17 protein-coding genes are annotated in these 23,605 nt (G+C 60.2%); 12 read left to right on the forward strand and 5 right to left on the reverse strand.

Features of this window, described 5'->3' with window-relative positions; all coding sequences use genetic code 11:
* Positions 1 to 30: 30 nt before the first annotated feature.
* A complete protein-coding gene (locus ROTMU0001_RS03735; protein WP_005508198.1) occupies positions 31 to 978 on the forward strand; it encodes a hypothetical protein in 948 nt (315 codons plus the stop codon).
* A 221-nt stretch (positions 979 to 1,199) separates the two neighbouring features.
* Here ROTMU0001_RS03735 and ROTMU0001_RS03740 read toward each other — a convergent pair whose 3' ends face one another.
* The 4 genes from ROTMU0001_RS03740 to ROTMU0001_RS03755 all read right to left on the reverse strand — a co-directional run bounded on the left by ROTMU0001_RS03740 (position 1,200) and on the right by ROTMU0001_RS03755 (position 4,955).
* Positions 1,200 to 2,414: a VIT1/CCC1 transporter family protein gene (locus tag ROTMU0001_RS03740; protein ID WP_005508200.1), complete on the reverse strand. Its 1,215-nt coding sequence runs from the start codon at positions 2,412 to 2,414 to the stop codon at positions 1,200 to 1,202.
* 374 nt (positions 2,415 to 2,788) lie between these two features.
* Positions 2,789 to 3,286, reverse strand: coding sequence for a DNA starvation/stationary phase protection protein Dps (gene dps, locus ROTMU0001_RS03745; protein WP_005508202.1), 498 nt, complete (start codon positions 3,284 to 3,286; stop codon positions 2,789 to 2,791).
* A 310-nt stretch (positions 3,287 to 3,596) separates the two neighbouring features.
* Positions 3,597 to 4,253: an HAD family hydrolase gene (locus ROTMU0001_RS03750; protein WP_005508203.1), complete on the reverse strand. Its 657-nt coding sequence runs from the start codon at positions 4,251 to 4,253 to the stop codon at positions 3,597 to 3,599.
* A gap of 18 nt (positions 4,254 to 4,271) precedes the next feature.
* A complete protein-coding gene (locus ROTMU0001_RS03755; RefSeq protein ID WP_005508204.1) occupies positions 4,272 to 4,955 on the reverse strand; it encodes an NAD(P)-dependent oxidoreductase in 684 nt (227 codons plus the stop codon).
* A 253-nt stretch (positions 4,956 to 5,208) separates the two neighbouring features.
* Here ROTMU0001_RS03755 and clpB point away from each other — a divergent pair, with 253 nt between their 5' ends.
* The 10 genes from clpB (at position 5,209) to ROTMU0001_RS03805 (ending at position 19,092) form a co-directional block, all read left to right on the forward strand.
* Positions 5,209 to 7,818: an ATP-dependent chaperone ClpB gene (gene clpB / locus ROTMU0001_RS03760; RefSeq protein ID WP_005508205.1), complete on the forward strand. Its 2,610-nt coding sequence runs from the start codon at positions 5,209 to 5,211 to the stop codon at positions 7,816 to 7,818.
* A gap of 161 nt (positions 7,819 to 7,979) precedes the next feature.
* Positions 7,980 to 8,948, forward strand: a complete 969-nt coding sequence (locus ROTMU0001_RS03765; protein WP_005508208.1) for a Sir2 family NAD-dependent protein deacetylase — start codon at positions 7,980 to 7,982, stop codon at positions 8,946 to 8,948.
* 205 nt (positions 8,949 to 9,153) lie between these two features.
* The gene (locus ROTMU0001_RS03770) at positions 9,154 to 10,335 is read left to right on the forward strand and encodes an excalibur calcium-binding domain-containing protein (protein ID WP_005508209.1); all 1,182 of its coding nucleotides are present in this window, start codon (positions 9,154 to 9,156) and stop codon (positions 10,333 to 10,335) included.
* 317 nt (positions 10,336 to 10,652) lie between these two features.
* Positions 10,653 to 11,831 (forward strand): excalibur calcium-binding domain-containing protein, encoded by a 1,179-nt coding sequence (locus ROTMU0001_RS03775; protein WP_005508212.1) that lies wholly within the window; start codon positions 10,653 to 10,655, stop codon positions 11,829 to 11,831.
* A 323-nt stretch (positions 11,832 to 12,154) separates the two neighbouring features.
* Positions 12,155 to 12,889, forward strand: a complete 735-nt coding sequence (locus ROTMU0001_RS03780; RefSeq protein WP_005508214.1) for a DUF4956 domain-containing protein — start codon at positions 12,155 to 12,157, stop codon at positions 12,887 to 12,889.
* A 121-nt stretch (positions 12,890 to 13,010) separates the two neighbouring features.
* Positions 13,011 to 13,931, forward strand: a complete 921-nt coding sequence (locus ROTMU0001_RS03785) for a polyphosphate polymerase domain-containing protein (protein ID WP_005508216.1) — start codon at positions 13,011 to 13,013, stop codon at positions 13,929 to 13,931.
* Between the two features lie 230 nt (positions 13,932 to 14,161).
* Positions 14,162 to 15,853, forward strand: a complete 1,692-nt coding sequence (locus ROTMU0001_RS03790; protein ID WP_005508217.1) for a carbohydrate-binding domain-containing protein — start codon at positions 14,162 to 14,164, stop codon at positions 15,851 to 15,853.
* 367 nt (positions 15,854 to 16,220) lie between these two features.
* Positions 16,221 to 16,430 carry a DUF3073 domain-containing protein gene (locus tag ROTMU0001_RS03795; RefSeq protein WP_005504588.1) on the forward strand — a complete coding sequence of 70 codons (210 nt, stop codon included), beginning with the start codon at positions 16,221 to 16,223 and terminating at the stop codon, positions 16,428 to 16,430.
* A gap of 401 nt (positions 16,431 to 16,831) precedes the next feature.
* On the forward strand, positions 16,832 to 17,902 hold the full coding sequence (locus ROTMU0001_RS03800) for a phosphodiester glycosidase family protein (RefSeq protein WP_005508219.1): 1,071 nt from the start codon (positions 16,832 to 16,834) through the stop codon (positions 17,900 to 17,902).
* A complete protein-coding gene (locus ROTMU0001_RS03805) occupies positions 17,899 to 19,092 on the forward strand; it encodes a bifunctional glycosyltransferase family 2/GtrA family protein (RefSeq protein ID WP_005508220.1) in 1,194 nt (397 codons plus the stop codon). The genes ROTMU0001_RS03800 and ROTMU0001_RS03805 overlap by 4 nt, the downstream gene beginning before the upstream one ends.
* A 218-nt stretch (positions 19,093 to 19,310) precedes the next feature.
* Here the strand turns inward: ROTMU0001_RS03805 and ROTMU0001_RS03810 are convergent, their stop codons facing one another.
* Positions 19,311 to 21,029, reverse strand: coding sequence for a S8 family peptidase (locus tag ROTMU0001_RS03810; RefSeq protein WP_005508221.1), 1,719 nt, complete (start codon positions 21,027 to 21,029; stop codon positions 19,311 to 19,313).
* Between the two features lie 606 nt (positions 21,030 to 21,635).
* Between ROTMU0001_RS03810 and ROTMU0001_RS03815 the strand changes: the two genes are divergently transcribed.
* Entirely contained in the window at positions 21,636 to 23,531 is a 1,896-nt protein-coding gene (locus ROTMU0001_RS03815) for a S8 family peptidase (protein WP_005508222.1), read from the forward strand.
* The last annotated feature ends 74 nt before the right edge of the window (positions 23,532 to 23,605 follow it).

The raw sequence follows: 23,605 nt of genomic DNA on the forward strand, positions 1-23,605 counted from the left end.
TGTCATCACATACGAGGAGAACATTCACTCATGACTCAGCCCATTTCCCGTCGTTCTGTCGCGAAGGCAGGCGTCTGGTCTGCACCTGTTATTGCGACTTCTGCTGCTGTGCCGGCCTACGCAGCATCCTCCAGGAGCGATGATTCTGAGGAGAAGCTGACTATCCAGAGCGGCCTGTTCGTCAGCGCTCAGTACGGTGGCGGCTTTGTTGGTTACGCTTCGTCCACCAGCACCGGTCCGATTCACCCGACCACTCCTGAGGCGTACTTCGCATCTTCTTCCAAGCCCCAATCCGACCTGAACTGGGACGATAGCGCTTCCAAGCCTACCAACCCTGACCTGTTCATCAACGGTGAGGGTACCTTTACCCCGGTTAACAACTCCCAGACTGCATCCCCCGGCTCCTACGTGGCATCTAGCGGTTTCTGGTGGTCTGTCCCGACCACTGCGCCCAAGACTGGTACCGGCTACGTTGCAGGTTCTACCGCGACCCTGGCTGCCGGGGCAACCTTCGTGACTGATGTTGAGTACACCGTGCCTGCTAATGCTCTGAACGGTGCTAAGAGCGGTAAGGTCAACGGTCAGGCATGGACCCCCAACGGCCGTGCGCCGAAGGGTACGCTTGCAGAGCTGGTTGCTTCGGCAGGTCAGGCACGCTACCTGTCGGTTGCTCAGGCAGCAGGCAACTGGTCTGCTTCGGTCCCGACCGTGACCAAGAATTCTGATGGCACCTACACCTTCAAGGGCCGTATTACCTTCACTACCACCAAGGCGTACACTCTGAAGCAGACCGGTAACAAGCTGTACGGTCAGGTCGTCATTATGCCCGGTATTGTGTTCTTCAATCCTGCACAGGGTTGGGTCTCCTACAAGCAGACCTCCAGCATCCAGAATGCAACCATTAACTACTCGGGTAACGGCTACACCGACACCAAGGTGCTCTCTGGCGCTGAGACTACCACCCAGATTAACCCCTAATCTGGTTATACTGTAGGGCCTCAGCTTAACGCCCCGTGAGGTTCGCCTCGCATTGTTGCTTGCCCCCTGCTGAGCGGTGCAAGTGCAGAGAGTGATGAATCCCCCGGCGGGTACACTGAATGTATCCACCGGGGGATTTCTGCATCTGTATAGTTCTCAAATGCTTGAAAACAAATTCCAGAGCGGCTATATACACTTGTCGGGAGATTATGGGGGTGCGACTAGCCAACCGTCGTGCCGAACGCCAGACCCAGCAGGTAGGTCACGAACGCAGCACCAAAGCCAATTAGAATCTGGCGAACACCGCGCCTGAGCGGGGAAGCACCCGAAAGCAGGCCCACCACGCCACCGGTGAAGCCCAGCGCCGCACCCACAAACAGCAGAGATAGCACCATCGCGAACACGCCCGAAAAACCGAAAATATAGGGCAGAATCGGAACCAGTGCACCCGAAGCAAAGAACGCGAACGACGCGGCGGCGGCACCAATATCGGTACCCAAAGCCACATTCTCCTCACGATCCTCATCCTCGCGGTGAGACAGCGACGGATCGCAGTCACAATCCAGGTAGCCGAAACGCTCCATCGCACGGTGATGCGCCGCGTCCGGCTCCATGCCGCGGGCACGGTAAATGAGCTCCAGCTCGTTCGAATCCAAATCCAAATCGTGCGCAACACGCAGGGTCACCTGGGTCGGCTGGGAGGCATCCAGTAGTTCACGCTGAGAACGCACTGACACAAACTCACCCGCCGCCATCGACAGCGCACCCGCCAGCAGGCCCGCAATACCCGAGAGCAGAACCATCGAGCTGGACGCGCCCGAGGCGGTAATACCCATAGTCAACGCCAGGTTCGACACCAAACCGTCGTTAGCGCCAAAGACCGCCGCACGGAAATTACCCGAAAGCTTCTCCCTGCCACTGGTCGCCAGGGCACGGATAATTTCCTCGTGAATCGCCTCGTCAGCCGCCATTTCCTCGGTAGCGTCCGGATCCTCAGCGTAAGGGGAACGGGACTCGGCGCGCTGAGCCATCGCCAGAATAAACACCGAACCGAAGTTCTTCGCCAAGAACTGCAGTAGCTGAGACTGCATGGACGGGCGCACGTGAACATCCGCGTGTTCGCCGAGCATGTCACGCCAATGCTGCTGGTGACGCTTCTCCGCCTCGGCAACCTGCAGAAGGATTTCGCGGTCGGTACCCTCGGCGCGGCGAGCCAGGTAGCGGTAGATGCGAGCCTCCGACTCTTCATCAGCCAGGTAGCGGCGCCAACGCTTAATCTGCGCGGGGGAGGGGGAAGTAACCGCACTGTGGCGGGTCGGCTTGTGCTCGGTCGCCTCAGCTGCGGTCCTTTCAGTCTCGGCCGCATCAGCCTGAAGCTTCTCGGTCTGCTCGCCGTACGTGTCTTCGCCGTGCTCGTTCGGGGCGTGCGTGCTCATATCTCTCTTTCCGCCGGATGCGGGTCGTGCCGGGTATCTCCCGGGCGCGCAATCATGCGTTCGATCTGTGTGTTCTGAGTTGATCAGTGAACCACTGTAGAGCACTCCGAACAGAAAATCTAGGACGGCCTAACCCGGTGTTATTGTTCGCCTCAACGTACTTTGTGATACCGCACGGGCGAGGACTCAAGTGCCGGGAAAGGTAAAAGTAGTTGTGAAGAAGCGGGGCAGCTTCGAGCGTAAAAAGCCGGGCGGGTGCACCCTCCATAAGGAGAGCGCACCCGCCCGGTTTGTGACTCTAAAAGCTAACGCCTATATGGTGTGCCGCCATAGGTAGGCTGCAGTTTAGAGGTTACAACTTAGATGGTTGCGGCTTAGATGTTGCCTTCGCCGTTCTCCAGGAACGCGCGGATGAACCACTGGAACTTCTCCAGCTCAGCGGTCTGACCGATCAGCAGGTCCTCAGTGACGGGGTCGGACTCACCGGCAAAAGCAATAGCCTTGCGGTGATCCTTGATCACACGGGTGTACACGTCGTTCAGGGCGTGCAGGTGGTCAGCAACGCGTGCGCGGCCGACGGGGTAGTCCTCGACGGTGCGCTGTGCGACCAGTGCGCCAGCCAGGCCGTTGGGGGTTGCACCCAGGGTCGCCATACGTTCTGCGATGGCGTCGACGAACTCGCGGACGGTGTCGACCTGGGGGTCAATCATTTCGTGAACGGCGATGAAGCCGGGGCCGGTCACGTTCCAGTGAGCGTGCTTCAGCAGCAGGTGCAGGTCGTTCAGGTCGTGCAGACGTGCCTGGAGAACCTCGGAAATGCCCTTGCCTTCTTCGAGGGTCAGGCCGGGTGCGGTGTAGTTTGCGAATGCCATGATGGTCTCCTTCATGATGCTGTGATGCTTGTAGTTCGGTGGGATTTGTCGCCCCGCCGAATCGTTATTATGAGTAAATCATTTTAAGGAACAGCTGTCAAGGTTATTTTGAGTAATTCGTAATAAATTGTCATCTATGTGTCGCGCCGCACTTAAAAGCCCCCGCCCAAACGCCCCTGCTCACCCCCCCCGCTCGTCGTCCAGGCACGCACAAAGGGTGGGATGCGCGATATCTCATCTTGTGCATCCCACCCTTTACGGTGAAGTGTATTCAGTTTTCTGTAGAGCTTTCAGCCCGCAAACTACGCGGCTACGCCAGCGCGCGAACCGCCTCCAGGGTCAGCTCCTCATGCTTGAGGCGCGCGGTGCCCAGCTCCGCCGGAACCTCCAGCTCGCCCGGCACAACAATGACGCGCATACCCGCCGCGGTCGCACTGCGCACGCCCGAAGGGGAATCCTCGAGAGCCACGCACTGAGTCGGGTCAACACCCAGACGCTCTGCCGCCAAAAGATAGGGCTGCGGGTCCGGCTTGGGGTTGGTGGTCTCATCGTTACCAATAACCACTGAGAACGTGCCCTCGGGTGCCGCGGTCGCGGTGCGGCGAGCCACGGAGGTGGTCGCGTTCGTGACGATAGCGGCCGGAATCTGCGCATCGTGAACCTCCGAGAGGAAACGCTCAATGCCGGGCAGGAATTCGACCGGCTGCTGCGCCAGGGCCTCGCGCACCTTTGCCACCAGTCGATCGTTAATCTCCTCGTTCGGCAGGTTCACGCCGCGCTCGCGTAGGCGATCCAAGGTGAACTGCATGGACAGGCCCAGGCAATCAAGGGTGTCCTGCTCAGTCCAGGTGCCGCCAAATTCTGTGGTGAGAGCAACCTTTGCGGCGGCCCATACGGGTTCAGTATCGACGAGGGTTCCGTCGTGGTCGAAGAGAATGGCGGCGGGGAAGGTGTTCGTAGTCGTCATGTCATTAAGCCTACCGGTTTATTTCTGGCGCGAGCGTAGGGCAACGTCCCCAATCGTCACCAAAAAATCTGTGCCCGCGTTCTGGGGGTTCTTGGCGATAGTAAGCAGCGCATCGGCAACGTCTTCACGGGCAATCGTCGGAATGCCCGGAGTTCGCTCGACACTCGCCATATCAAACACCTTCACCCCGCCCTTACCTGGCTTATCGGTCAGCCTGCCCGGATGTGCACGCGAAATATACGGCTGATATTCGGCAACCAGGGCGTCCGCCTTAACCTTGTCGGTAAAAATGCCGCGCATGATGACCTTGCATACCAGGCGCATGGGCAGGGACGCGGTCCGTACCGTATCGCCCACACCGTAGGCGCTCATCAGAACGCAATGCTTCACGCCTGCGCCCGTGACCGCCTCCATGATGAGGGGCAGGCGCTCCTGCATGAACGTGGAGGAGAGAAACTCTCGTACCGTGGCTTTCTGGCCCAGGATGCTGACCATCACGTCTTGCCCGGAGGATGCTGCGGCGAGCTGCTCGGCATCGTTCAGGGCTCCCGGAACGATAGTGAGATTTTGGTGCGCTCCCAAAAGTGTTAGCGCCTTGTCGGGGTTGCGCACGTAGGCGGTGACGGTGTGCCCCTCCTCTAGGGCTTTGCGGGTGAAGAGGTAGCCGGTGCGGCCGGTTACGCCTAGAACCAGTATTTTCATGTGGGTCCCCATTCGTGACTGTGATTGTTGTGGGAGCCCGCAAGCGCCCAGCCTCGCAAGTACCCAATCCGGTCAGTATAACAATGCGGTTTTGACTGGGGCTTTTGTTTGGGGGTCAGGGGGTGTGAGGTGGGGCGAAAAATACGAAAATTTTTTTGCAGGAGGCTTGCGAAACATAATTGAGTGGAGTAGACTCAAGTTATGTAATGCAGGGGCGCATAGGATAAGCCCCTCGAAACACGAAAGGAACATCATGGACAACAAGTTCACCACCAAGAGTCAAGAAGTCATCTCGGCGGCAAATACTAATGCTCAAACCGCCGGCAACCCCACTATTGAAACCGCACACATCCTCAAGGCCCTCATGGACCAGCGCGAAGGCGTCGCCGTAGCAGTCCTCAAGGCTGCAGGCCTGGATGTGGACGCTATCTCCGAGGCGGCATCCGCTGAAATCAAGAAGCTGCCGAAGGCATCCGGTGCCTCCGTGCAGAACGCCTCCCTCAGCCGTGCCGCGCTCTCCGCTCTGCAGGCGGCACAGACCCGCGCCCAGGGATTCGGAGATACCTACGTTTCTACCGAAATGATTCTGCTGGGCATTGCCAGCGGAACCGATAGCACCGCTGAAGCAATGCACAAGCTCGGCGCTACCGCAGAGCTCATCGCACAGACCATCCCCAACGTCCGAGGAGACCGCACCGTGGACACCCCCGACCCCGAGGGCACCTTCCAGGCTCTCGAAAAGTACGGCACCGACCTGACCGCCATTGCCCGCGCAGGCAAGCTTGACCCGGTCATCGGCCGCGACTCTGAGATTCGCCGCGTCGTGCAGGTGCTCTCCCGCCGAACCAAGAACAACCCCGTTCTGATTGGTGAGCCCGGCGTCGGTAAGACCGCCGTCGTGGAAGGCCTGGCACAGCGCATGGTTTCCGGCGACGTGCCCGAATCCCTGCGCGGCAAGACCCTCATCAGCCTGGACCTGGGCTCCATGGTTGCAGGCGCAAAGTACCGCGGTGAATTCGAGGAGCGCCTGAAGGCAGTCCTCGAAGAAATCAAGAAGTCCGAGGGCCAGATTGTGACCTTCATCGACGAGATTCACACCGTTGTCGGTGCTGGCGCATCCGAAGGCTCCATGGACGCAGGCAACATGCTCAAGCCCATGCTTGCTCGTGGCGAGTTGCGCCTGATTGGTGCCACCACCCTCGACGAGTACCGCGAGAACATCGAGAAGGACCCCGCCCTGGAGCGCCGCTTCCAGCAGGTGTACGTGGGCGAGCCCAGCGTAGATGACACCATCGGTATTCTGCGTGGCCTGAAGGAACGCTACGAGGCACACCACAAGGTGCAGATCGCTGACTCCGCGCTGGTTGCCGCTGCAACCCTGTCCAACCGTTACATTCCCTCCCGTCAGCTGCCTGACAAGGCAATTGACCTGATTGACGAGGCAGCATCCCGCCTGCGCATGGAAATTGACTCCGCACCGGAGGAAATCGACCAGTTGCGCCGCGCCGTGGACCGCCTCACCATGGAGGAACTGGCACTTGCCGACGAGACCGATCCCGCATCGGTTGAGCGTCTGGAAGCACTGCGCAAGGACATGGCTGACAAGAAGGAACAGCTCGACGCCCTCAACGCTCGTTGGGAGGCCGAGAAGGCTAGTCTGAACCGTGTGGGTGACATCAAGACCCAGATTGACGAGCTACGTTCCCGCGCAGAGGTTGCACAGCGCGAGGGTAACCTCGCTGAGGCATCCCGCCTGCTGTACGGTGAGATTCCCGCAAAGCAGGCTGAACTGGAAGAAGCACAGCGCGCCGAGGATACCGCCAAGAACGAATCCATGGTCTCCGAAGAGGTCACCGCGGACGATATTGCCGAGGTTATCTCCTCCTGGACCGGCATTCCCGCAGGCCGCATGATGCAGGGTGAGTCCGAGAAGCTGCTCGACATGGAGAAGCGCATCGGTGCCCGCCTCATCGGCCAGGAAGCCGCAGTGGTCGCTGTCTCTGACGCTGTGCGCCGCGCCCGCGCCGGTATTTCCGACCCGAACCGCCCGATTGGTTCCTTCCTGTTCCTGGGCCCGACCGGTGTTGGTAAGACCGAGCTGGCTAAGGCACTGGCTGAGTTCCAGTTCGATGACGAGCGTGCCCTGGTGCGCATCGACATGAGCGAGTACTCCGAGAAGCACACCGTTTCCCGCCTGGTCGGTGCCCCTCCCGGATACGTCGGCCACGAAGAGGGCGGTCAGCTGACCGAGGCTGTACGCCGTCGCCCCTACTCGGTGGTCCTGCTCGACGAGGTCGAGAAGGCACACCCCGAGGTCTTCGACATCCTGCTGCAGGTACTCGATGACGGCCGCCTGACCGACGGTCAGGGCCGCACCGTGGACTTCCGCAACGTCATCCTGATCCTGACCTCGAACCTCGGTTCGCAGTACCTGGTCAACCAGGACCTGCCCTTCGACGAGCGATCCGAGAAGGCTATGGAGGTTGTCCACCAGGCATTCCGCCCCGAGTTCCTGAACCGACTGGACGACATCATCATGTTCCAGCCCCTGTCGGCTGAGAACCTGGGTCAGATTGTGGGCCTGCAGATCAAGAGCATGGCTAAGCGTCTGGAGGACCGCCGCCTGACCCTGAACGTCACCCCCGCCGCTCTGGAGTGGCTGGGTAAGACCGGCTACGACCCGGCATTCGGTGCCCGCCCGCTGCGCCGCCTGGTTCAGCGCGAGATTGGCGACCGTCTGGCTCGCGGCATCCTCTCCGGTGCTATCCACGACGGCGACACCGTGACCGTGGACGTGAACCCGGACGTTGCCAGCGATGGCCTGTCGGTGACCTCCGAGCGTGAGCAGAAGGCTGAGAACTAAGCTCAACCGGTTGGCTGGGCGGACTTAGCCTGTGGCTGAGTTTGCACATTCGAAACCATAAGAAATAGGCTGTGGGGTACCCTCGAAAGGGGGTGCCCCACAGCCGTTTAACGCGTTAGAACCGCGCTGACTGCACTAGTACCAGAGCATTGAGGAGAAGAATGGACCGCTGGACTGACCACCAGAACTTCGCCGCCGCCGGTGAGCAGCGCGAAGAAATCGCCTCCGTGCACCGTGCCGCGATCCGCTCGATTCAGCGCGTTGTCTCTGAGAACGCCACCCCGCACGACGAAGAATACGCCTCCGCGGGTATTGCCGAGCTGCTCAAGGGCGGTAAGGTTCTCGTGCTCACCGGCGCGGGAGTAAGCACCGAATCCGGCATCCCCGACTACCGTGGCCCCGGCGGATCCCTGCACGACCACCGCCCCATGACCTACCAGGAATTCCGCTACGATGACGTAGCCCGCCAACGCTACTGGGCGCGCTCCTACGTGGGTTGGCGCCGCATGCGCCGAGCCGAACCGAACCGCGCCCACTATGCGCTCGCCGAGCTGGAGCAGCTGGGTGCCGTGAGCGGCGTGATTACGCAGAACGTGGATGGGCTGCACGCCCGCGCTGGAAGCTCCCGCCTGCTGGCGCTGCACGGTGACCTCTCCCGTATTGTGTGCCTGGACTGCGGGCAGGATGAGAACCGTGAAAGCCTGGATGCGCGCCTGGACGCGGCGAACCCCGGCTACCTGGCGCGCCTTGAAGACGAAGAGTTGCGCGTGAACCCTGACGGTGACGTGGAGCTGGACGAGCGCTATATCCGCGATTTTCAGATGGTGCCCTGCATCGCCTGCGGTTCGACCCGCCTCAAGCCGGATGTGGTGTACTTTGGCGAGTCCGTGCCCGCCGAACGTAAGGCACTCAAGGACGCCATGCTCGCTGAATGTTCGGCGCTGCTGGTGGTGGGCTCCTCGGTGGCGGTTATGAGCAGCTACAAGATTGTGCTGGAGGCTCTGCGCGCCGGCAAGCCGGTCGCTGTGATTAACGGCGGCCCGGGTCGTGCGGATGCGAAAGCAACCTACCTGTGGCGCAGCGGCGTGGGTGAGGCGCTGGAACTCATGCTCGACGCTGTTGACGTTTAAGGTTGCCGGGGGGGGGTGTTGCCGGGGTCGCTGCAGGGGTCTAGGCGGCGCTGTTTCCCCAATGAATGCTGTTTCTCTGGCGAATTTTGCCGTGCGTGCACTGACCCATCATTAAGTGCACGAAAGTGCTATTTTGTGTTGCAAGTCATTGCAAATAGCCCCTGGACAGGCGGATATGCCCACCGTGCGGGGATAAAATGATGGGATGGACATTCGACACACTATCACTCGCTTCGGTGCCACCGCCCTAATCGGTTGCGGTCTGGCGGTCACCGCAATCCCCGCAACTTTCGCTCAGAACGGTGAAGAGTCCGTCACCTACGTCTACTCCGACAAGGCAACCTCCCACATTTCTGAGGTCTGGTACAAGGGCGAAACCCTGAAGATTACCGGCGAAGGCTTCCTGACCCAGGACGGCACCTCCGGCTCCACCATCGCTATCAAGCTGAACAAGGGCACCGTCAAGATTGACGGCAAGGACTACCTGGAAGTTCAGGCTGACGAGAAGGGCAACTTCTCCGTTTCCATTCCCTGGCAGGACGACCTGGATGAGCGTATCTCCGTGGACGTCTACCTGCTCTCCGGCTCCCTGAAGGACAATGACACCGCTCGCGGCGGCAAGGCAGCCACCGTGAAGATTCAGGCTCGCTCCGTTCAGGAAGCAACTCCCTCCGCTACCGCATCTGCGAGCGCTTCGGCAACCGCTTCCGTGGTGGCTACCCCCTCCGCATCTGTAACCCCCTCTGCTTCCGCGACTGCTTCGGCTACTGCCGCTGATGAGGTTGTTGCCTCCGTGGATGCAAAGATCAAGGACCGTGCCGAGGAGAAGGCGTCCGCTACCGCTTCGGTGAGCCCCTCGGCTACCGCATCGGCTTCTGTGGTGGCTACCCCCTCCGCTTCGGTATCTGCTACCGAGTCGGCTTCTGCTAATCAGAACGCAGTCGTTGCGAATGAGGCGAAGGATCAGCTGGGTGATTCCACCTCCGCTACCGAGCAGGTGACCGCTTCGGCTGAGAGCACTCGCTTCGCGAACTGTGCAGAGGTTGCGGCCGCTGGCCTGGCGCCTATGCACGAAAGCCACCCGGACTTCCGCAAGAAGTTCGACAACGACGGTAACGGCCTGGGCTGCGAGGTTATTAACAGCGAGGTCACTGACGGTTCCTCCTCCAACAGCTCCTCGGGTTCTTCGTCTCGCAACTCTGGTGGTCTGGATAATCTGGGCGGCGACTCCTCCTCTTCGAGCAGCTACACTTCGAGCCGTGCTCAGCGCTCTTCCCTGGCTAACACCGGTGTTTCTAACGCCTTCACCATTGCCGGTATGGGTCTGGTAGCTCTGGGCCTGGGTGTTGCTGGCGTGTCTGCTGTGCGCAACCGCAAGAACTCCTAAAACTATTGCCGCCGCCGGGTGCGGTGTGCATGAGGGTCCCTTCCCCTGAATGCTTTTGAGCGTTCAGGCGGAAGGGATTTTCGCGTTTAACGGGGTGGTTTTTGCTGTTGGTTTGTGCTGATGGGGTGGGGTATGTACTTGTTAGTTTCTTCAATGCTAGGTTGAGAGTTTGGGTGTGCACAGCGGTGTAAAAGGCTCATATAGTTCAATCACGTCTTCAAGAAACCTTCAAGAAAACCCCTATTTGTGAGTTAGGTCATGGCAAATTGACGTCTTGGGGGCCGGTATCTCAAGCTTCGCTCGTTAGAATGGGGGGCATGAACATTCGAAACAACATCGCACGCATCGGCGCCACCGCACTCATCGGCTGTGGCCTCGTTGCTTCTTCCGTCCCCGCGACCTTCGCTGTTGAAGGCGCGCCTCAGACTGTCCACACCTACGCAGACTCTGCACAGTTCATCGCTCCCGACGTATGGGTTGAGGGCCAGGGTCTGAACATTGGTGGCGAAGGCTTCAAGACCGCTGATGGTACCTCCGGTTCCGTTCTGGCGCTGAAGCTGAACAAGGGTGCCGTTAAGATTGACGGCCAGGACTACCTGGAAATCCACGCTGATAGCGATGGTACCTTCTCCGTTACCATTCCCTGGCAGGCAGAACTGCACGGCAGCGTTTCCGTTGACATTTACCTGCTGTCCGGCTCCCTGAAGGACGGCGACGTTCCCCGCGGTGGTAAGGCAGCTACCGTGACCATTAAGGTTGCAGAGCAGCCCGCACCGGCTCCTTCGGAGGACCCGACCCCCGCTCCCTCTCAGGACCCGACTCCGGAACCCACCCAGGATCCCACCCCCGAGCCCTCCAAGGAAGCAACTGCTGAGCCGACCACCGAGGCTCCCAAGCCTGCTGATGAGACCTCTGCACCTGCTGAGGAATCCTCCAAGCCTGCTGAAGAGAACGCGGCTCCCCAGCCTGCAGAGAACTTCCGCTTCCAGAACTGCGCCGACGTTGAGGCTGCAGGTGAAGCACCGATCCGCAAGGGTCACCCGGACTTCCGCGAGAAGTTTGATGCTGACAGCGACGGCGTCGGCTGCGAGCAGCCCGCTGACTACGAGAACTCTAACTCTGTAGATAACCAGAGCAACGGTGGTCAGAACTCTGGCGGTCAGACCTCTATTAACAACCTCTCCGCTGGTCAGAACTCTGGTAACGCTACCGAGAGCCACCGTTTCCAGGACTGCGCCGACGTTGAGGCTGCAGGCCTGGCACCGATTAGCAAGGATCACCCGGACTTCCGTGAGAAGTTCGATGCTGACCACGACGGCATCGGTTGCGAATGGCCGGTTGACTACGAGAATGCTACTAACGCATCCTCCAAGAGCTCTTCTTCCCTGGCTAAGACCGGTGCATCCGATGCGATGACCGCTGCTGGTCTGGGTCTGATTGCTCTGGGTGCTGGTGGCGCGACCATCGTGGCAACCCGCATGCGCAAGAAGGCATAATAACGCCTAGTCGCTAAGTTTTTAGCTGCTTTTATGGGCTCCCTCCATATCGGAGGGGGCCCATTTTTTTGTGCCTTTTGACACCGCAGAAGATGCAGAAAACGTAGTGGAGAGAGGAAAAAATAATAGCCTCTAGTGTATCTGACCAGCAGATTTACTAGAGACTTCTAACACTTATCTCTAAGTTAAGGGCAACACAGGGCAAACACAGCTTCGACCGGGATTCTAGATACCAAGCAGAAAACGAAAGACGCAAAGCACTGAGCTGAAGAACAGACAGCTAGAGCTAAGCGAACATCACGACACGATATCTGGAGCACCCAATGACTATTCTGACCATGGCGATTGCCGATGCCATAGCCATCGCAGCTCTCTGCACCCTCTACATGGTGCGGCACCGCAACCGCGAACTGATGATTTCCTACGCGGTCATCAACGCCGGCATCTTCACCGTCTCGGTGGCGCTGGTATCCGCCGGATCGAACGCATCCGCTATGGGTATGGGCCTCTTCGGTGTCCTGTCGATTATCCGATTGCGTTCCACCGCCCTGAGCCAGCGCGAGGTGGGTTACTACTTCGTAGCCCTCTCGGTCGGCATGATCGCGGGTGTGAACATTAGCCCGGCGTACATCGCCTTCGGCCTCATGGCTACCCTGGTCGGCCTCATCGCGATTCTCGACTCGCGCAGCACCCCGGTTTCTAAGGAGCTGACTCAGACCGTCACCGCCGATCGTGCGATTAGCGACGAGGAAGAGCTCAAGGCATACCTGAGCGCTCGCCTGGGTTACACCGTCACCTCGGCGAAGATCACCGAGCTGGACATGGTGAACAACCTGACCCGCGCCACCGTCACCTACCAGTCCAAGGAAACCACCGAGGGCGGCACCCCCGCGGCAGTGGAGGCGGCACCGGCTAACGCAGCACCGATTGCGGCTCAGCCGGTAGCATCGCAGGCTCCTGCGGCTTACCCGGCAGCACCTCAGGTTCCCACCGTCGAGGCGCACACCACCCTGGACACCAGGATGGTTCCGCTCCAGCGCACCCTGGTGGGCAAGTAAAACCAGCCGGTACAAAAGCCTCCGATTCACTCCAACTGCACAAACATCTCCGATACCCACGACACGCCGCCCCCCCCAGCGCACAGCACGCAGGGGCGGCACCCCAGAAGGACGAAGACCCATGACTAACGCAGCCGCAAACATCATCCCCGCAGAGTGGAAGAGCATCAGCCTCGAAGCCATGAACGAGAAGGCAGCCATGCAGACCCGTGTGGACCGCAAGTACATTGTCGACGCAGAAACCGCCGCCAAGGTACTCTCCATGCTCGACGCAGACGCTTCCGTCATGGAAATCAAGGGCCAGCGCGACTTCGCCTACGACTCGGTCTACTTCGACACCCCGCAGATGCAGAGCTACCACTCGGCAGCCTACAGCCGCGATGACACCTTCAAAATCCGTACCCGTAGCTACCTGGACTCGGAGCTGACCTTCCTGGAGGTCAAGACCGACGGTGAGCAGGATATGACCGTCAAGAAGCGTATCCCGTACACCTTCGAGAACCGCGATACGCTCACCGCGGAAGGTCACGAGTACATCACCGCAGCACTCGGCGATATTCTCGCCGGCCCCGTGCACAAGCTGGAGGCGGTCCTGACCACCGGCTACCGCCGTACCACGGTCTTCCTGCCGCAGAGCGAGAAGAACCCGGTCGCCTCCCGTATGACCGTAGATAACGCCCTGACCTGGACCCCCATGTCTGAGAACATCCTCATGGCGGGCGTGAACTACCGCAACTTCCACGGCAACCTGGTTGGCACCACCTACGGTCTGCCGAACGCGGTCATCATCGAAACCAAGTCCGGTGTGGAGCCCTCCGTGGCAGATCAGCACCTCTGGGATGCGGGCATCACCCCCGCGAAGATTTCCAAGTTTGCAACCGGTATGGCGGCGCTGAACCCGCAGCTGGCAAGCAACAAGTGGGAAGAAACCCTGAAGAACTGGATGCACCTGGAACCGGTTGAGGGCACCCGCCTGAACGTGGATGACATGACCGAAGAGGATTACCAGAAGCTGCTGACCGAGCGTTTCGTAGCCGCCTAAATCGGCAATCTGGCTAAAACGGCAATCTGGGATGCGCGGGTAGGGTAGTGCACCTACCTTACCCGCACCCCCAGCCCCTCATCTATATCCCCCGAATCAAGCACAACATCGGCTTTATTCGGCCCACACAGGCAATAACCGCTCTCACACATTTCACATACAACCTGTACTCCCTAAATCTGTGGCGCAAAGCTCTCCGCGAGTAGTCACCCAAACACAAAGGAAAACCCGTGAAAAAGAGCAATATGATCAAGAGCGCAACCTCCATTACCCTCCTGGCAGCCCTGGCGTTGACCGGCTGCTCGGCAACCTCGGCATCGAACACCAGCGCGACGAGCGCAACCAGCACCTCCGCTTCGAGCACTTCGGACACCACGTCGAAGGTGGCAGACTCCTTCTCCACCGACGTGAAGAGCGGCGCGAAGCTCGCCGAGGACACCCACTACTCCGCAAAGGACGTCACCTGGGATTCCTCCAGCGAAGTCACTATCGATCTTTCGAACCCGACCGCGACCGACGGCGTGACCGTCAGCGACGGCGTCATCACCATCACCAAGGCGGGCAACTACAAGCTCACCGGCACCTACGAGGGCCAGATTAAGGTTGAGGCAGCCGACAGTGACATGGTCCGCCTGATCCTGAACAACGCGACTATCACCAATTCCACCGGTGCAGCTATCAACGTTGTTGAGGCGGACGAGGTCGTTATCTACACCGCCTCGGGTACCACCAACACCGTCTCTGACGGCTCCTCCTACTCGGATACCGCCAGCGGTAGCCCCGACGCAGCTATCTACTCCAAGAGTGACCTGACCCTGGCGGGCGAAGGCACCCTGAAGGTTGAAGGTAAGTACGAAGAGGGTATCCACACCTCTGATGGCCTGGTCCTTGCCTCCGGCACCCTGGAAGTGAACGCGGCAAACACCGGCATCAAGGGTAAGGACTACGTTGATATCCTGGACGGCACCATCACCGTGACCGCAACCAAGGACGGCATCAAGGCAACTAACGACACCGACGGCAACCGCGGCTGGGTGCGCCTGAGCGGCGGTACCGTGAACATCTCTGCAGGTGATGACGGTTTCAAGGCTGAGCGCGTGCTTGAAATCTCCGGCGGTACCCTGAACATTACCAAGGCGAACGAGGGTATTGAGGCGCAGTACATCAACATCCTGGACGGCACCGTGAACGTGACCAGCTCCGATGACGGTATCAACGCCTCGTACAGCACCACCTCGACCAGCACTGAGTCGACTACTGCAACCTCGACTAAGCAGAGCGCGCAGGGTGGCCAGAACTCTGCACCCCAGGCGCCCAGCGGTAGCGCAGGTCAGGCACCTGCAGGTGGCGGCCAGGCACCCTCCGGTAACATGGGTCAGCCCCCGGCTGGCGGTGGCGCAGGCGGCGGCATGGGTGGTGGCGGCGGCACCTTCGAGGTCGTCGACGCAACCATCAACATCACCGGCGGTACCGTCACCGTGAACGCGAACGGCGACGGCATCGACTCCAACGGTACGGCAACCCTCTCGGGTGGCACCCTGATCGTGAACGGTCCCTTCACCGGCGGTAACGCATCCCTGGACACCAACGGCGACCTGCTGCTCAACGGCACGACCGTGGCCGCGGGTAACTCCGGTGACATGTTCGAGGCACCCTCGACCAACTCCACCAGTGGCTACGTGAAGATCAGCAACGTATCGAACCTGAGCGCCGGCACCACCGTACAGGTTGCCGACTCCTCCGGTAACGTGGTGGCGAACTACAAGGTGACTAACTCCAGCACCGCACTGATCCTGGTTTCCAGCTCCAAGATCACCAAGGGCGAGAGCTACACCGTGTACACCACCACCGATAGCGTGGATGCCTCCAGCACCACCCTGGCTTCTAACGCCACCTCGCTGGGCTCCTTTACCGCAAGCTAAGCGGGGGCGCCCTCCCTAGACTCCGTGCGGGATGTCATGACCTGCACGGTACCCTCTCTGAACCCGGTCTTGTGAGTGAGCCGGTAAGGAGAGACACTCGCCCCGCATCGGATGTAGTGATATATCCGGTGCGGGGCTACGTGTTATATAGGGAGTGTGGCGGCTGGGGTAAAAAGCCGCGGGTGCAAAATAAAACGGTTGTTCCGGTGCGAAGAAGTGTCATGATACGCAAAATAGGTGCCGTTGAGCGAGACATTCAGGGCTGAAACAGGGTACTCTATAGTGTAGTAAAGACTGTTGAACGATCCGAGAGCGATGCGCCGCGCGTGCTGTTCGCCTCGGACAGGATGAAAGAGGGGGTCACGCCATGGGGCGCGGCCGTCAGAAGGCTAAAGCAACAAGGCAGGCTCGGGAAATGAAGTACTTCAGCCCCGAGACCGACTACAGCGCACTCGAGCGCGAGCTCAGCAGCGCGAAGAAAACGAAGTCCTCCGATTCGTCCCGCCGTCGCTATGACGACGAGGACGACTACTCGGCATACGCAGAAAAGTACGCGTCCTACGAGGATGAGGCATAAAGAATACGCGGAATGATTCGGTGCATATCGACCGAGCGTATTTCATAGATGATGAACCGGCTTGAGGCCCCGCACGGGGTGCTCAGCCGGTTTTTTTCGTGCCCCCAGTTTTTGTGCCTGCGGCTTGTTCATGTTCGTAGATTGTTCGTACCCGCAGTTTGTTCGTGCCCGCAGTTTTTGAGGATGCACTCTCAGGTGTGTGCGCGAGGACAGGTTGCCCGCGGGGGTTCTTGACTATGCGGAACACAAAGCCAATACACATGTTTATACATGAATATGCATAGCACCATCTGGTAATAAAGCATAGGCAGTAATAAAAAAGTTTGAAATGAATAAGCATACATAGCTTTTGCACAGCTTAGTCATGCCTGGCGCAGAGAATAGCCCGGCATTCTAGAGACATGAACAACGAACAGAACATGACTCAGAACAGCAACCAGACCACCCAGGCCGCGGCAGAACAAACCGCCGCAGAGCAAGCCGCAGTAGAACAGAAGCTCGCCAAGAAGAAGCTCACCCGCCGTATCTTTATCGGAGGCGGCCTCGGCGCACTCGCAGTAGTCGGCGGCGGCGCAGGCTGGGCCTACAACCGCTACCTGGCAGAGCACACCGAAATCGAAGACACCACCGCCTACGAGGCGGCAGCAGCTCAGGCAAACGCAAGCGCCTCCGGCTCAGCCACCGCAGATCCTACCGAACTGACCGGCGTGAAGGTCAACGGCCAGAGCCTCACCGCTAACGAAGGCTCAATCACCATCACCTCCAACACCACCGGCAGCGGCTCGGACGCGGTCGTCTCCTTCGTAGCAGACATCAAGCTCGACAACGCAACCCTGCTGCGAAGCGCCTTCGCCAACAACAAGTTCGGCCAGAACATCATCGACACCCCCTCGAACATTGCCTCCGAACACAACGGCATCTGGGCGATCAACGGCGACTACTACGGCTTCCGTACCACCGGCATCGTGATCCGAAACGGTGTTGTCTACCGTGACTCCGGTGCTCGCGAGGGTTTGGCCTTCTACCGCGACGGCTCCGTCAAGCTCTACGACGAAACCGCAACCAACGCCCAGACCCTCGTCAACGAGGGCGTGTGGAACACCCTCTCCTTCGGCCCCGCACTGGTCAAGGACTCCGCAATCGTCGACGGCATCGACAGCGTCGAAGTGGACACCAACTTCGGTAACCACTCCATCCAGGGCAACCAGCCGCGAACCGGTGTGGGCGTGCTCGGCACCAACCACCTGGTCTTCATCGTGGTCGACGGCCGCTCCACCAACTACTCGCGTGGCGTGACCATGCCCGAGTTCGCCCAGATGTTCAAGGACCTCGGCTGCGTGAGCGCCTACAACCTGGACGGTGGTGGCTCCTCTGCCATGGTCTTCAACAACAAGCTGGTCAACCGCCCGCAGGGTGGCACCAAGGAACGTGGCACCAGCGACATCCTCTACATTGCAGGGAGCGCATCGTGATTATCCTGATACCAGCCTATAAGCCGGACCAATCACTGGTCCGCCTTGCCCGGGCCCTGCGCGAACAGGACCCGCATGCCGAAATCCTCGTGATTGACGACGGATCCGGCAGCGCCTACGCACCCATCTTTACCGAACTGCGCATCGACGGCGTGACCGTGCAGACCCACCCCGCCAACAGGGGCAAGGGTGCGGCACTGCGCACCGGCATCGCCTGGGCGAAAGCAAACCGCCCCGGCGAGGTCATCGTCACCGCCGACGCGGACGGCCAGCACCTACCTCGGGACATCTTCCGTGTGGGCGTGCGCACCGAAACCGCCGCGGTGGCAGGTCAGCGGAGCATCATCCTCGGCGTGCGTACCAAGCCCGACCCAAACGCCGGCGAAGAAGGCACCAAGGTGCCGCTGCGCTCCAAGATTGGCAACAGCACAACCGTAGGCTTCTTCGCCCTGGCGACCGGCGCTCGCGTGGCAGACACCCAGACCGGTCTGCGCGGCTTCACCCCGCAGATCCTGGACTGGCTGTTGCAGATTCCCGGCGATAAGTACGAGTACGAGTTCTCCATGCTGCTACGCGCAACCCGCGCAGACGTGGAACTGGTGCAGGTGCCCATCGTGAAGGTCTACGAGCCCGGCAACCCGACCAGCCACTTTAGGCCTCTGCAGGATTCGGCGCTCATTTACGCACCGCTGCTTGCCTTCCTGGCATCGTCTTTCCTGACCGGCTTCCTCGTGGATGCTATCGCCCTCTTCGTCCTGGTGGGCATGGGCGCTCCGCTGCTGGCGGCCGTAATCGGTGCGCGTGTCATCTCGGCGCTGACGAACTTCACCGTCAACCGAATGCTCATGCACGACGGAGGCGCACGCCCCTCGGCATCCTCCTCGCTGGTACGGTACACCGTGCTGGCGGTGGGCATCCTCGCAGCCAACGCGGCTCTGATGGAAGCTTTGACCGGCCTGGGTGCGTCCCTGCTGGTCGCTAAGATCCTGACCGAACTGATTCTGATCCCGATCAGCTTCGCGGTCCAGCGCCGCTGGGTTTTTCTACCCACCCAGCGTCAGGAAAATACGCGAGAAAAGACTCAGGCAATCGCCGCCTCTTCCGGCTTGCGCGCGGTGAGCTACGAGTCCACTCGCATGGAGGCTGCCGGTATCCGTACCGGTGTGCGCGCCTCCCAGGTACGCCCCTAGCTCGCTTACCCTAGCCTCCAACAGGCTCGGGGCGTACCCAAAGATTTCTCCCACCTGTTAGTCGTGAGGGTGGGTGGGAGAAGCAAGCTGCAGCCCCAAAAGCCGCAGCGTTCTGTTCACGAAAAGCCCCCGCTGAGAAAACTCAACGGGGGCTTTTTGTATGTGGCATCCTTCAGAAGCCTATTGGCTCACCGGCTTCCGAGCTGGCAACATGCCGATTACTGACCGGGAATCAGGCCGTGAGCAGTAATCAGGAACGGCGGGTTGTGGTTAACAGCCGGGTTAGTTACGTAACCAACACGAGCCGCACGGGTCGGGTGCTTGGGTGCACGCTTCGGCCAGGGCTTTGCCTGCGGGTTCGGGTCCTTCTTGCCCTGCACCATAGCCAGTGCGCTCGCGGCGTTCACAATGCCGGAACCGCAACCGTTCACATCGCAGGTGAGCGGCTTGGAGCTCTGCTTCAGAATCTGCTTTGCACGCTCAGCGTTCAGCGAGGGATCCACGGACTTCATTAGAGCAATCACGCCAGCAACCTGGGGTGCCGCCATGGAGGTGCCGTCGTACTCGGTGTAGCCCGCACCCTTGGAAACGGTGGTACCCAGATCCACGGTGGACATGATGCTGCTGCCGGGGGCGCTCACATCAACAATCTTGCCGTAGTTGGAGAAGTCGCTACGCTTACCGTTCTGGTCGGTAGCGCCCACCACGATCGAACCGCCGCAGTTAGCCGGAGCGACCTTGGAAGCATCCTGACCATCGTTACCAGCTGCGACAACGAGAATCGCGCCGCGCTTGTTCACCTCAGCAATAGCCTTGGAGTAGGTTGCGGGGCAGGTGCCCTCGCCGCCGAGGGAGAGGTTAATGATCTTAGCGGGGTTGGAGTTCGCGGGAACGCCCTCAACGGTGCCGCCGGCTGCCCAAACCATTGCATCCGCAATGTCGGAGTCGTAGCCGCCGCACATGCCCAGGGCGCGCAGGGGCAGAATCTTGGCGTTGGGAGCCACTCCCGCGATGCCGCGCTTGTTGTTCATAATCGCCGCGATGGAGCCGGCAACGTGGGTGCCGTGCCAGTTCGACTCGCTTGCCTCTGCATCAGCGTCGCAGACGCCCGCTTCTTCCCAGTTGCCCTGGTCGGTCGGGTCGGAGTCGCGGCCGTTGCCGTCACGAGCAATGGAGGGCTCGGTGATGAAGTCGTAGCCGGGCAGGACGTTAGCGTCCAGGTCGGGGTGCTTGACGATGCCGGAGTCAATTACAGCAACGGTCACGCCGGCACCCTGGGTGGTCTTCCACGCTTCGGGGGTAGCCAGACCCTTGGTGCCGTGCAGGTTCCACTGCTGCGGGTAGAGGGTGTCGTTCGGCGCCACAACCTGGTTCGACGCCTGGGCAGCCTGGGCTACCTGAGCGACCTTGGAGTTTGCGGCGGTACGGGTGCGTGCGTTGGAGCGGCGCAGCAGGTCGGGCTCAACCGACGCGACGGAGGGGTTAGAGCTCAGCGCCGCCATGTACTTCTCTGCCTGCTCCGCGGTGAGCTTGGAGGAGAGAGTCACCACGGTTGCCTTCTGAGCGGTGGTGCGTACGTAGCTGGTCTTGATTTTGAAGAGGTCATCGACGCTCTTCACCTCGGAGGTGAGACCCTGGTAGAGGCCGTCGTTCCAGGTGGCAACCTGGGTGCCTGCGGGGCTTGCCCAGTTGATGCCACCTGCGTTCAGAGCGCTATCGGTGTAGGTGATAACGAATCGGTTGAAGCCTGCCTTCTGCTGTGCGGAGCTGAGGGAGGAAATGGTGGTGTGCGCCTTGGCGCGCTCGGCTCCGTTAGCCTTGGCGGGTGCCGCGAAGGATGCGGGGGCGCCCAGGGTCGTGACGAGTGCTGCGGCGGTGCCCAGGCTCAGCGCGGTGCGTGCGACACCGCGCGCTGAGGGGTGAGTGGTAAAAGACATCGGGGTCCTTTGCGTATGTGAGTGCCGGAAGCGGCAAGTGGGTTGGTCATCCACTCACATAAATGCACCTTCGAGAAAATATTTGCATTCTTTTGCATATTTGCTTGTGAGGAGCGAATAGAAAAAGAAAATGCACATCACTGCATTGATGTGTATTTTTCTCTAAACCCCCGTGCGGGAGTTCATCGGAAGTAGTTTATGTGGTGAGATATCGCTATCCTAGCACCTTTTTCTATGTTTGGCGGGGCTAAAACTCGATAGTGTGGCGTAAATAATGAGATTTTTCTTTCATGTAAATGCAGATAAAGAAATGCCTAGTCGGAATATTCTCGCGACTTAAAGTAGTGATTTAAGTTTTACTCATCTATGCATAAAATGACCTGCATCACAAAGGTTATTTTATTCATAAAGTAACTGAAAAAGGGTGCTAGAGTATCTCACGGTGCGTACCCGTGCACGCACATTGTGGAACCACTTCACAGCACACACAATGCACCAACACCTCACTCTTCCGTATTCACTCGTACCGAGCACACGCCCTCAACGCGAGACGGCAACGCTACGCCGCATCGTGCGCACCCGGTACCACTCACCTCAAGGACGTCCATGCTTCGCATTGCTCGCCCCTCGCAGGCACGCTCCTCACAGCGTTCCCTGCTGAGCTTCGTCACCGCAACTTGCCTGCTCTCGGCAAGCGTGATCCCCGCCGTGGCGGCACCCACCGCGCAGGCTACCCACGCAACCCAGGCTTCTGTGGCGACACAGGCTTCTAACACCACCCAGTCCGCGCCCGTGGCATACAACCGCTTCATCATCACTTACACCGATGAGGCGAAGAACGCCGCCTCCGCTGACGCCACCGCAGATCAGATTGACTGGTCCGCGGCCGCCGGCACCCAGCAGGCAACCTGGAGCGACGCACTCTATGCGGGCATCAGCTCCGAGGTGCAGAGCATTGACGAGCTGCTGAACATTAAGACCAGCTACGTCCGCTCCACCGCGTTGGATGCCAGCGTGGTCACCACCTCCGCGGAGCTCACCCCCGCTCAGGCGCAGCAGTACATGGACGCCCTGAGCGCGAACTCCAAGGTCGCCTCCGTGTCGCCAGATATGCGCCGCTACGCCACTGTGGACAACACCTCGGAGACCGTCAAGATCAACGACCCGAAGATGAACCGAATGTGGTCCCTCACCGGTGATAAGGGCATCTCCGCCCTGGAGGCGTGGGGCACCACCCGCGGCAAGGGCGTGACCGTGGCGGTGCTGGACTCCGGCATTACCGCCCACCCGGACCTGGACGCTAACGTGCTGCCCGGCTACGACTTTATTGCCGAGTCGGCGTTCTCCAACGACGGTAACGGCCGCGACTCCGACCCGACCGATGCCGGCAACTGGACCGTAGATAACCAGTGCTTCACCGGTTCGAAGGCGACCGCCTCCGACTGGCACGGCACCCACGTGGCGGGCACCATTGCCGCTATCGCGAACAATAACGAGGGCATTGCCGGCGTGGCACCCGAGGCGAAGATCGTGCCCGTGCGCGTTCTGGGCGCCTGCGGCGGCTTCGACTCGGACATCACCGACGGCATTATTTGGGCTGCCGGTGGTAGTGTGCGCGGTGTCCCCGCAAACCAGAACCCCGCCCAGGTCATTAACATGTCCATCGGTAGCGAGGGCACCTGCACCACCCCGTACCGCCAGGCGATTGCTCAGGCGAATAAGCGTGGCTCCATCGTGGTCGTCGCAGCGGGTAACAACAACTTTGATGCCTCGAAGTCCAGCCCCGGCAACTGCGAGGACGTCATCAATGTGGGCGCAACCGATAAGAATGGCAAGCGCTCCTACTTCTCCAACTACGGCTCCCGCGTGGACGTGAGCGCACCCGGTGGCGACCGCCGCTACTGGGGTGGCGGTATTCTCTCCACCCTGAACGCCGGTAAGACTGCTCCCGGTAAGGCCGACTACGCCGAGTACCAGGGCACTTCCATGGCGGCACCGCATGTTGCCGGTATTGTGGCGCTCATGAAGTCGGTCGACCCGAAGCTGACGTACGCTCAGGCGAAGAAGGCTCTGCAGTCCACCTCTCAGGGTGTTGAGTGCGACCAGTCCGCGTGCGGTTCCGGCATTGTGAATGCGGCCCGCGCGGTTCAGCAGGTCCGCTCCGACCGTGAGGCTGCCGATGCCGCCGCGGCTGAGGCAGCACGCAAGAAGGCGGCTGAAGAGGCGGCACGCAAGAAGGCTGAAGAGGACGCTAAGCGTCAGCAGGCCCCCGCGCCTAAGGCAACCCCGGCTCCGAAGGTGACCCCCGCTCCTAAGGCTAGGACCCGCCCGTCCCGCCCGGTGACTCGCCCCTCCTACCCGTCGCGTCCGCGTCACGGTCACACCTCCCGTTACCGCTCCTGGTACGGTGCATCCGCGAACACCTACCCGAGCAGCGGTTACCCGAGCAGTGCATACCCGAACACTGGCTACCTGGGCTTCGCGACCGGTAATCACCGCTAGTCAAAACTGATTTTAGATACGAAAAGCCCCCGATGAGTTCTCTCATCGGGGGCTTTTACTATGCGCTGTCGACT

This window comes from Rothia mucilaginosa ATCC 25296 (assembly GCF_000175615.1).
Classification (GTDB): Bacteria; Actinomycetota; Actinomycetes; order Actinomycetales; family Micrococcaceae; genus Rothia; species Rothia mucilaginosa.

What these genes read in the sequence shown, in the direction of transcription:
- ROTMU0001_RS03735 (WP_005508198.1), top strand. Translation starts at nt 31, where the DNA reads ATGACTCAGCCCATTTCCCGTCGTTCTGTCGCGAAGGCAGGCGTCTGG.
- ROTMU0001_RS03740 (WP_005508200.1), bottom strand. Translation starts at nt 2,414, where the DNA reads ATGAGCACGCACGCCCCGAACGAGCACGGCGAAGACACGTACGGCGAG.
- dps (WP_005508202.1), bottom strand. Translation starts at nt 3,286, where the DNA reads ATGGCATTCGCAAACTACACCGCACCCGGCCTGACCCTCGAAGAAGGC.
- ROTMU0001_RS03750 (WP_005508203.1), bottom strand. Translation starts at nt 4,253, where the DNA reads ATGACGACTACGAACACCTTCCCCGCCGCCATTCTCTTCGACCACGAC.
- ROTMU0001_RS03755 (WP_005508204.1), bottom strand. Translation starts at nt 4,955, where the DNA reads ATGAAAATACTGGTTCTAGGCGTAACCGGCCGCACCGGCTACCTCTTC.
- clpB (WP_005508205.1), top strand. Translation starts at nt 5,209, where the DNA reads ATGGACAACAAGTTCACCACCAAGAGTCAAGAAGTCATCTCGGCGGCA.
- ROTMU0001_RS03765 (WP_005508208.1), top strand. Translation starts at nt 7,980, where the DNA reads ATGGACCGCTGGACTGACCACCAGAACTTCGCCGCCGCCGGTGAGCAG.
- ROTMU0001_RS03770 (WP_005508209.1), top strand. Translation starts at nt 9,154, where the DNA reads ATGGACATTCGACACACTATCACTCGCTTCGGTGCCACCGCCCTAATC.
- ROTMU0001_RS03775 (WP_005508212.1), top strand. Translation starts at nt 10,653, where the DNA reads ATGAACATTCGAAACAACATCGCACGCATCGGCGCCACCGCACTCATC.
- ROTMU0001_RS03780 (WP_005508214.1), top strand. Translation starts at nt 12,155, where the DNA reads ATGACTATTCTGACCATGGCGATTGCCGATGCCATAGCCATCGCAGCT.
- ROTMU0001_RS03785 (WP_005508216.1), top strand. Translation starts at nt 13,011, where the DNA reads ATGACTAACGCAGCCGCAAACATCATCCCCGCAGAGTGGAAGAGCATC.
- ROTMU0001_RS03795 (WP_005504588.1), top strand. Translation starts at nt 16,221, where the DNA reads ATGGGGCGCGGCCGTCAGAAGGCTAAAGCAACAAGGCAGGCTCGGGAA.
- ROTMU0001_RS03800 (WP_005508219.1), top strand. Translation starts at nt 16,832, where the DNA reads ATGAACAACGAACAGAACATGACTCAGAACAGCAACCAGACCACCCAG.
- ROTMU0001_RS03810 (WP_005508221.1), bottom strand. Translation starts at nt 21,029, where the DNA reads ATGTCTTTTACCACTCACCCCTCAGCGCGCGGTGTCGCACGCACCGCG.
- ROTMU0001_RS03815 (WP_005508222.1), top strand. Translation starts at nt 21,636, where the DNA reads ATGCTTCGCATTGCTCGCCCCTCGCAGGCACGCTCCTCACAGCGTTCC.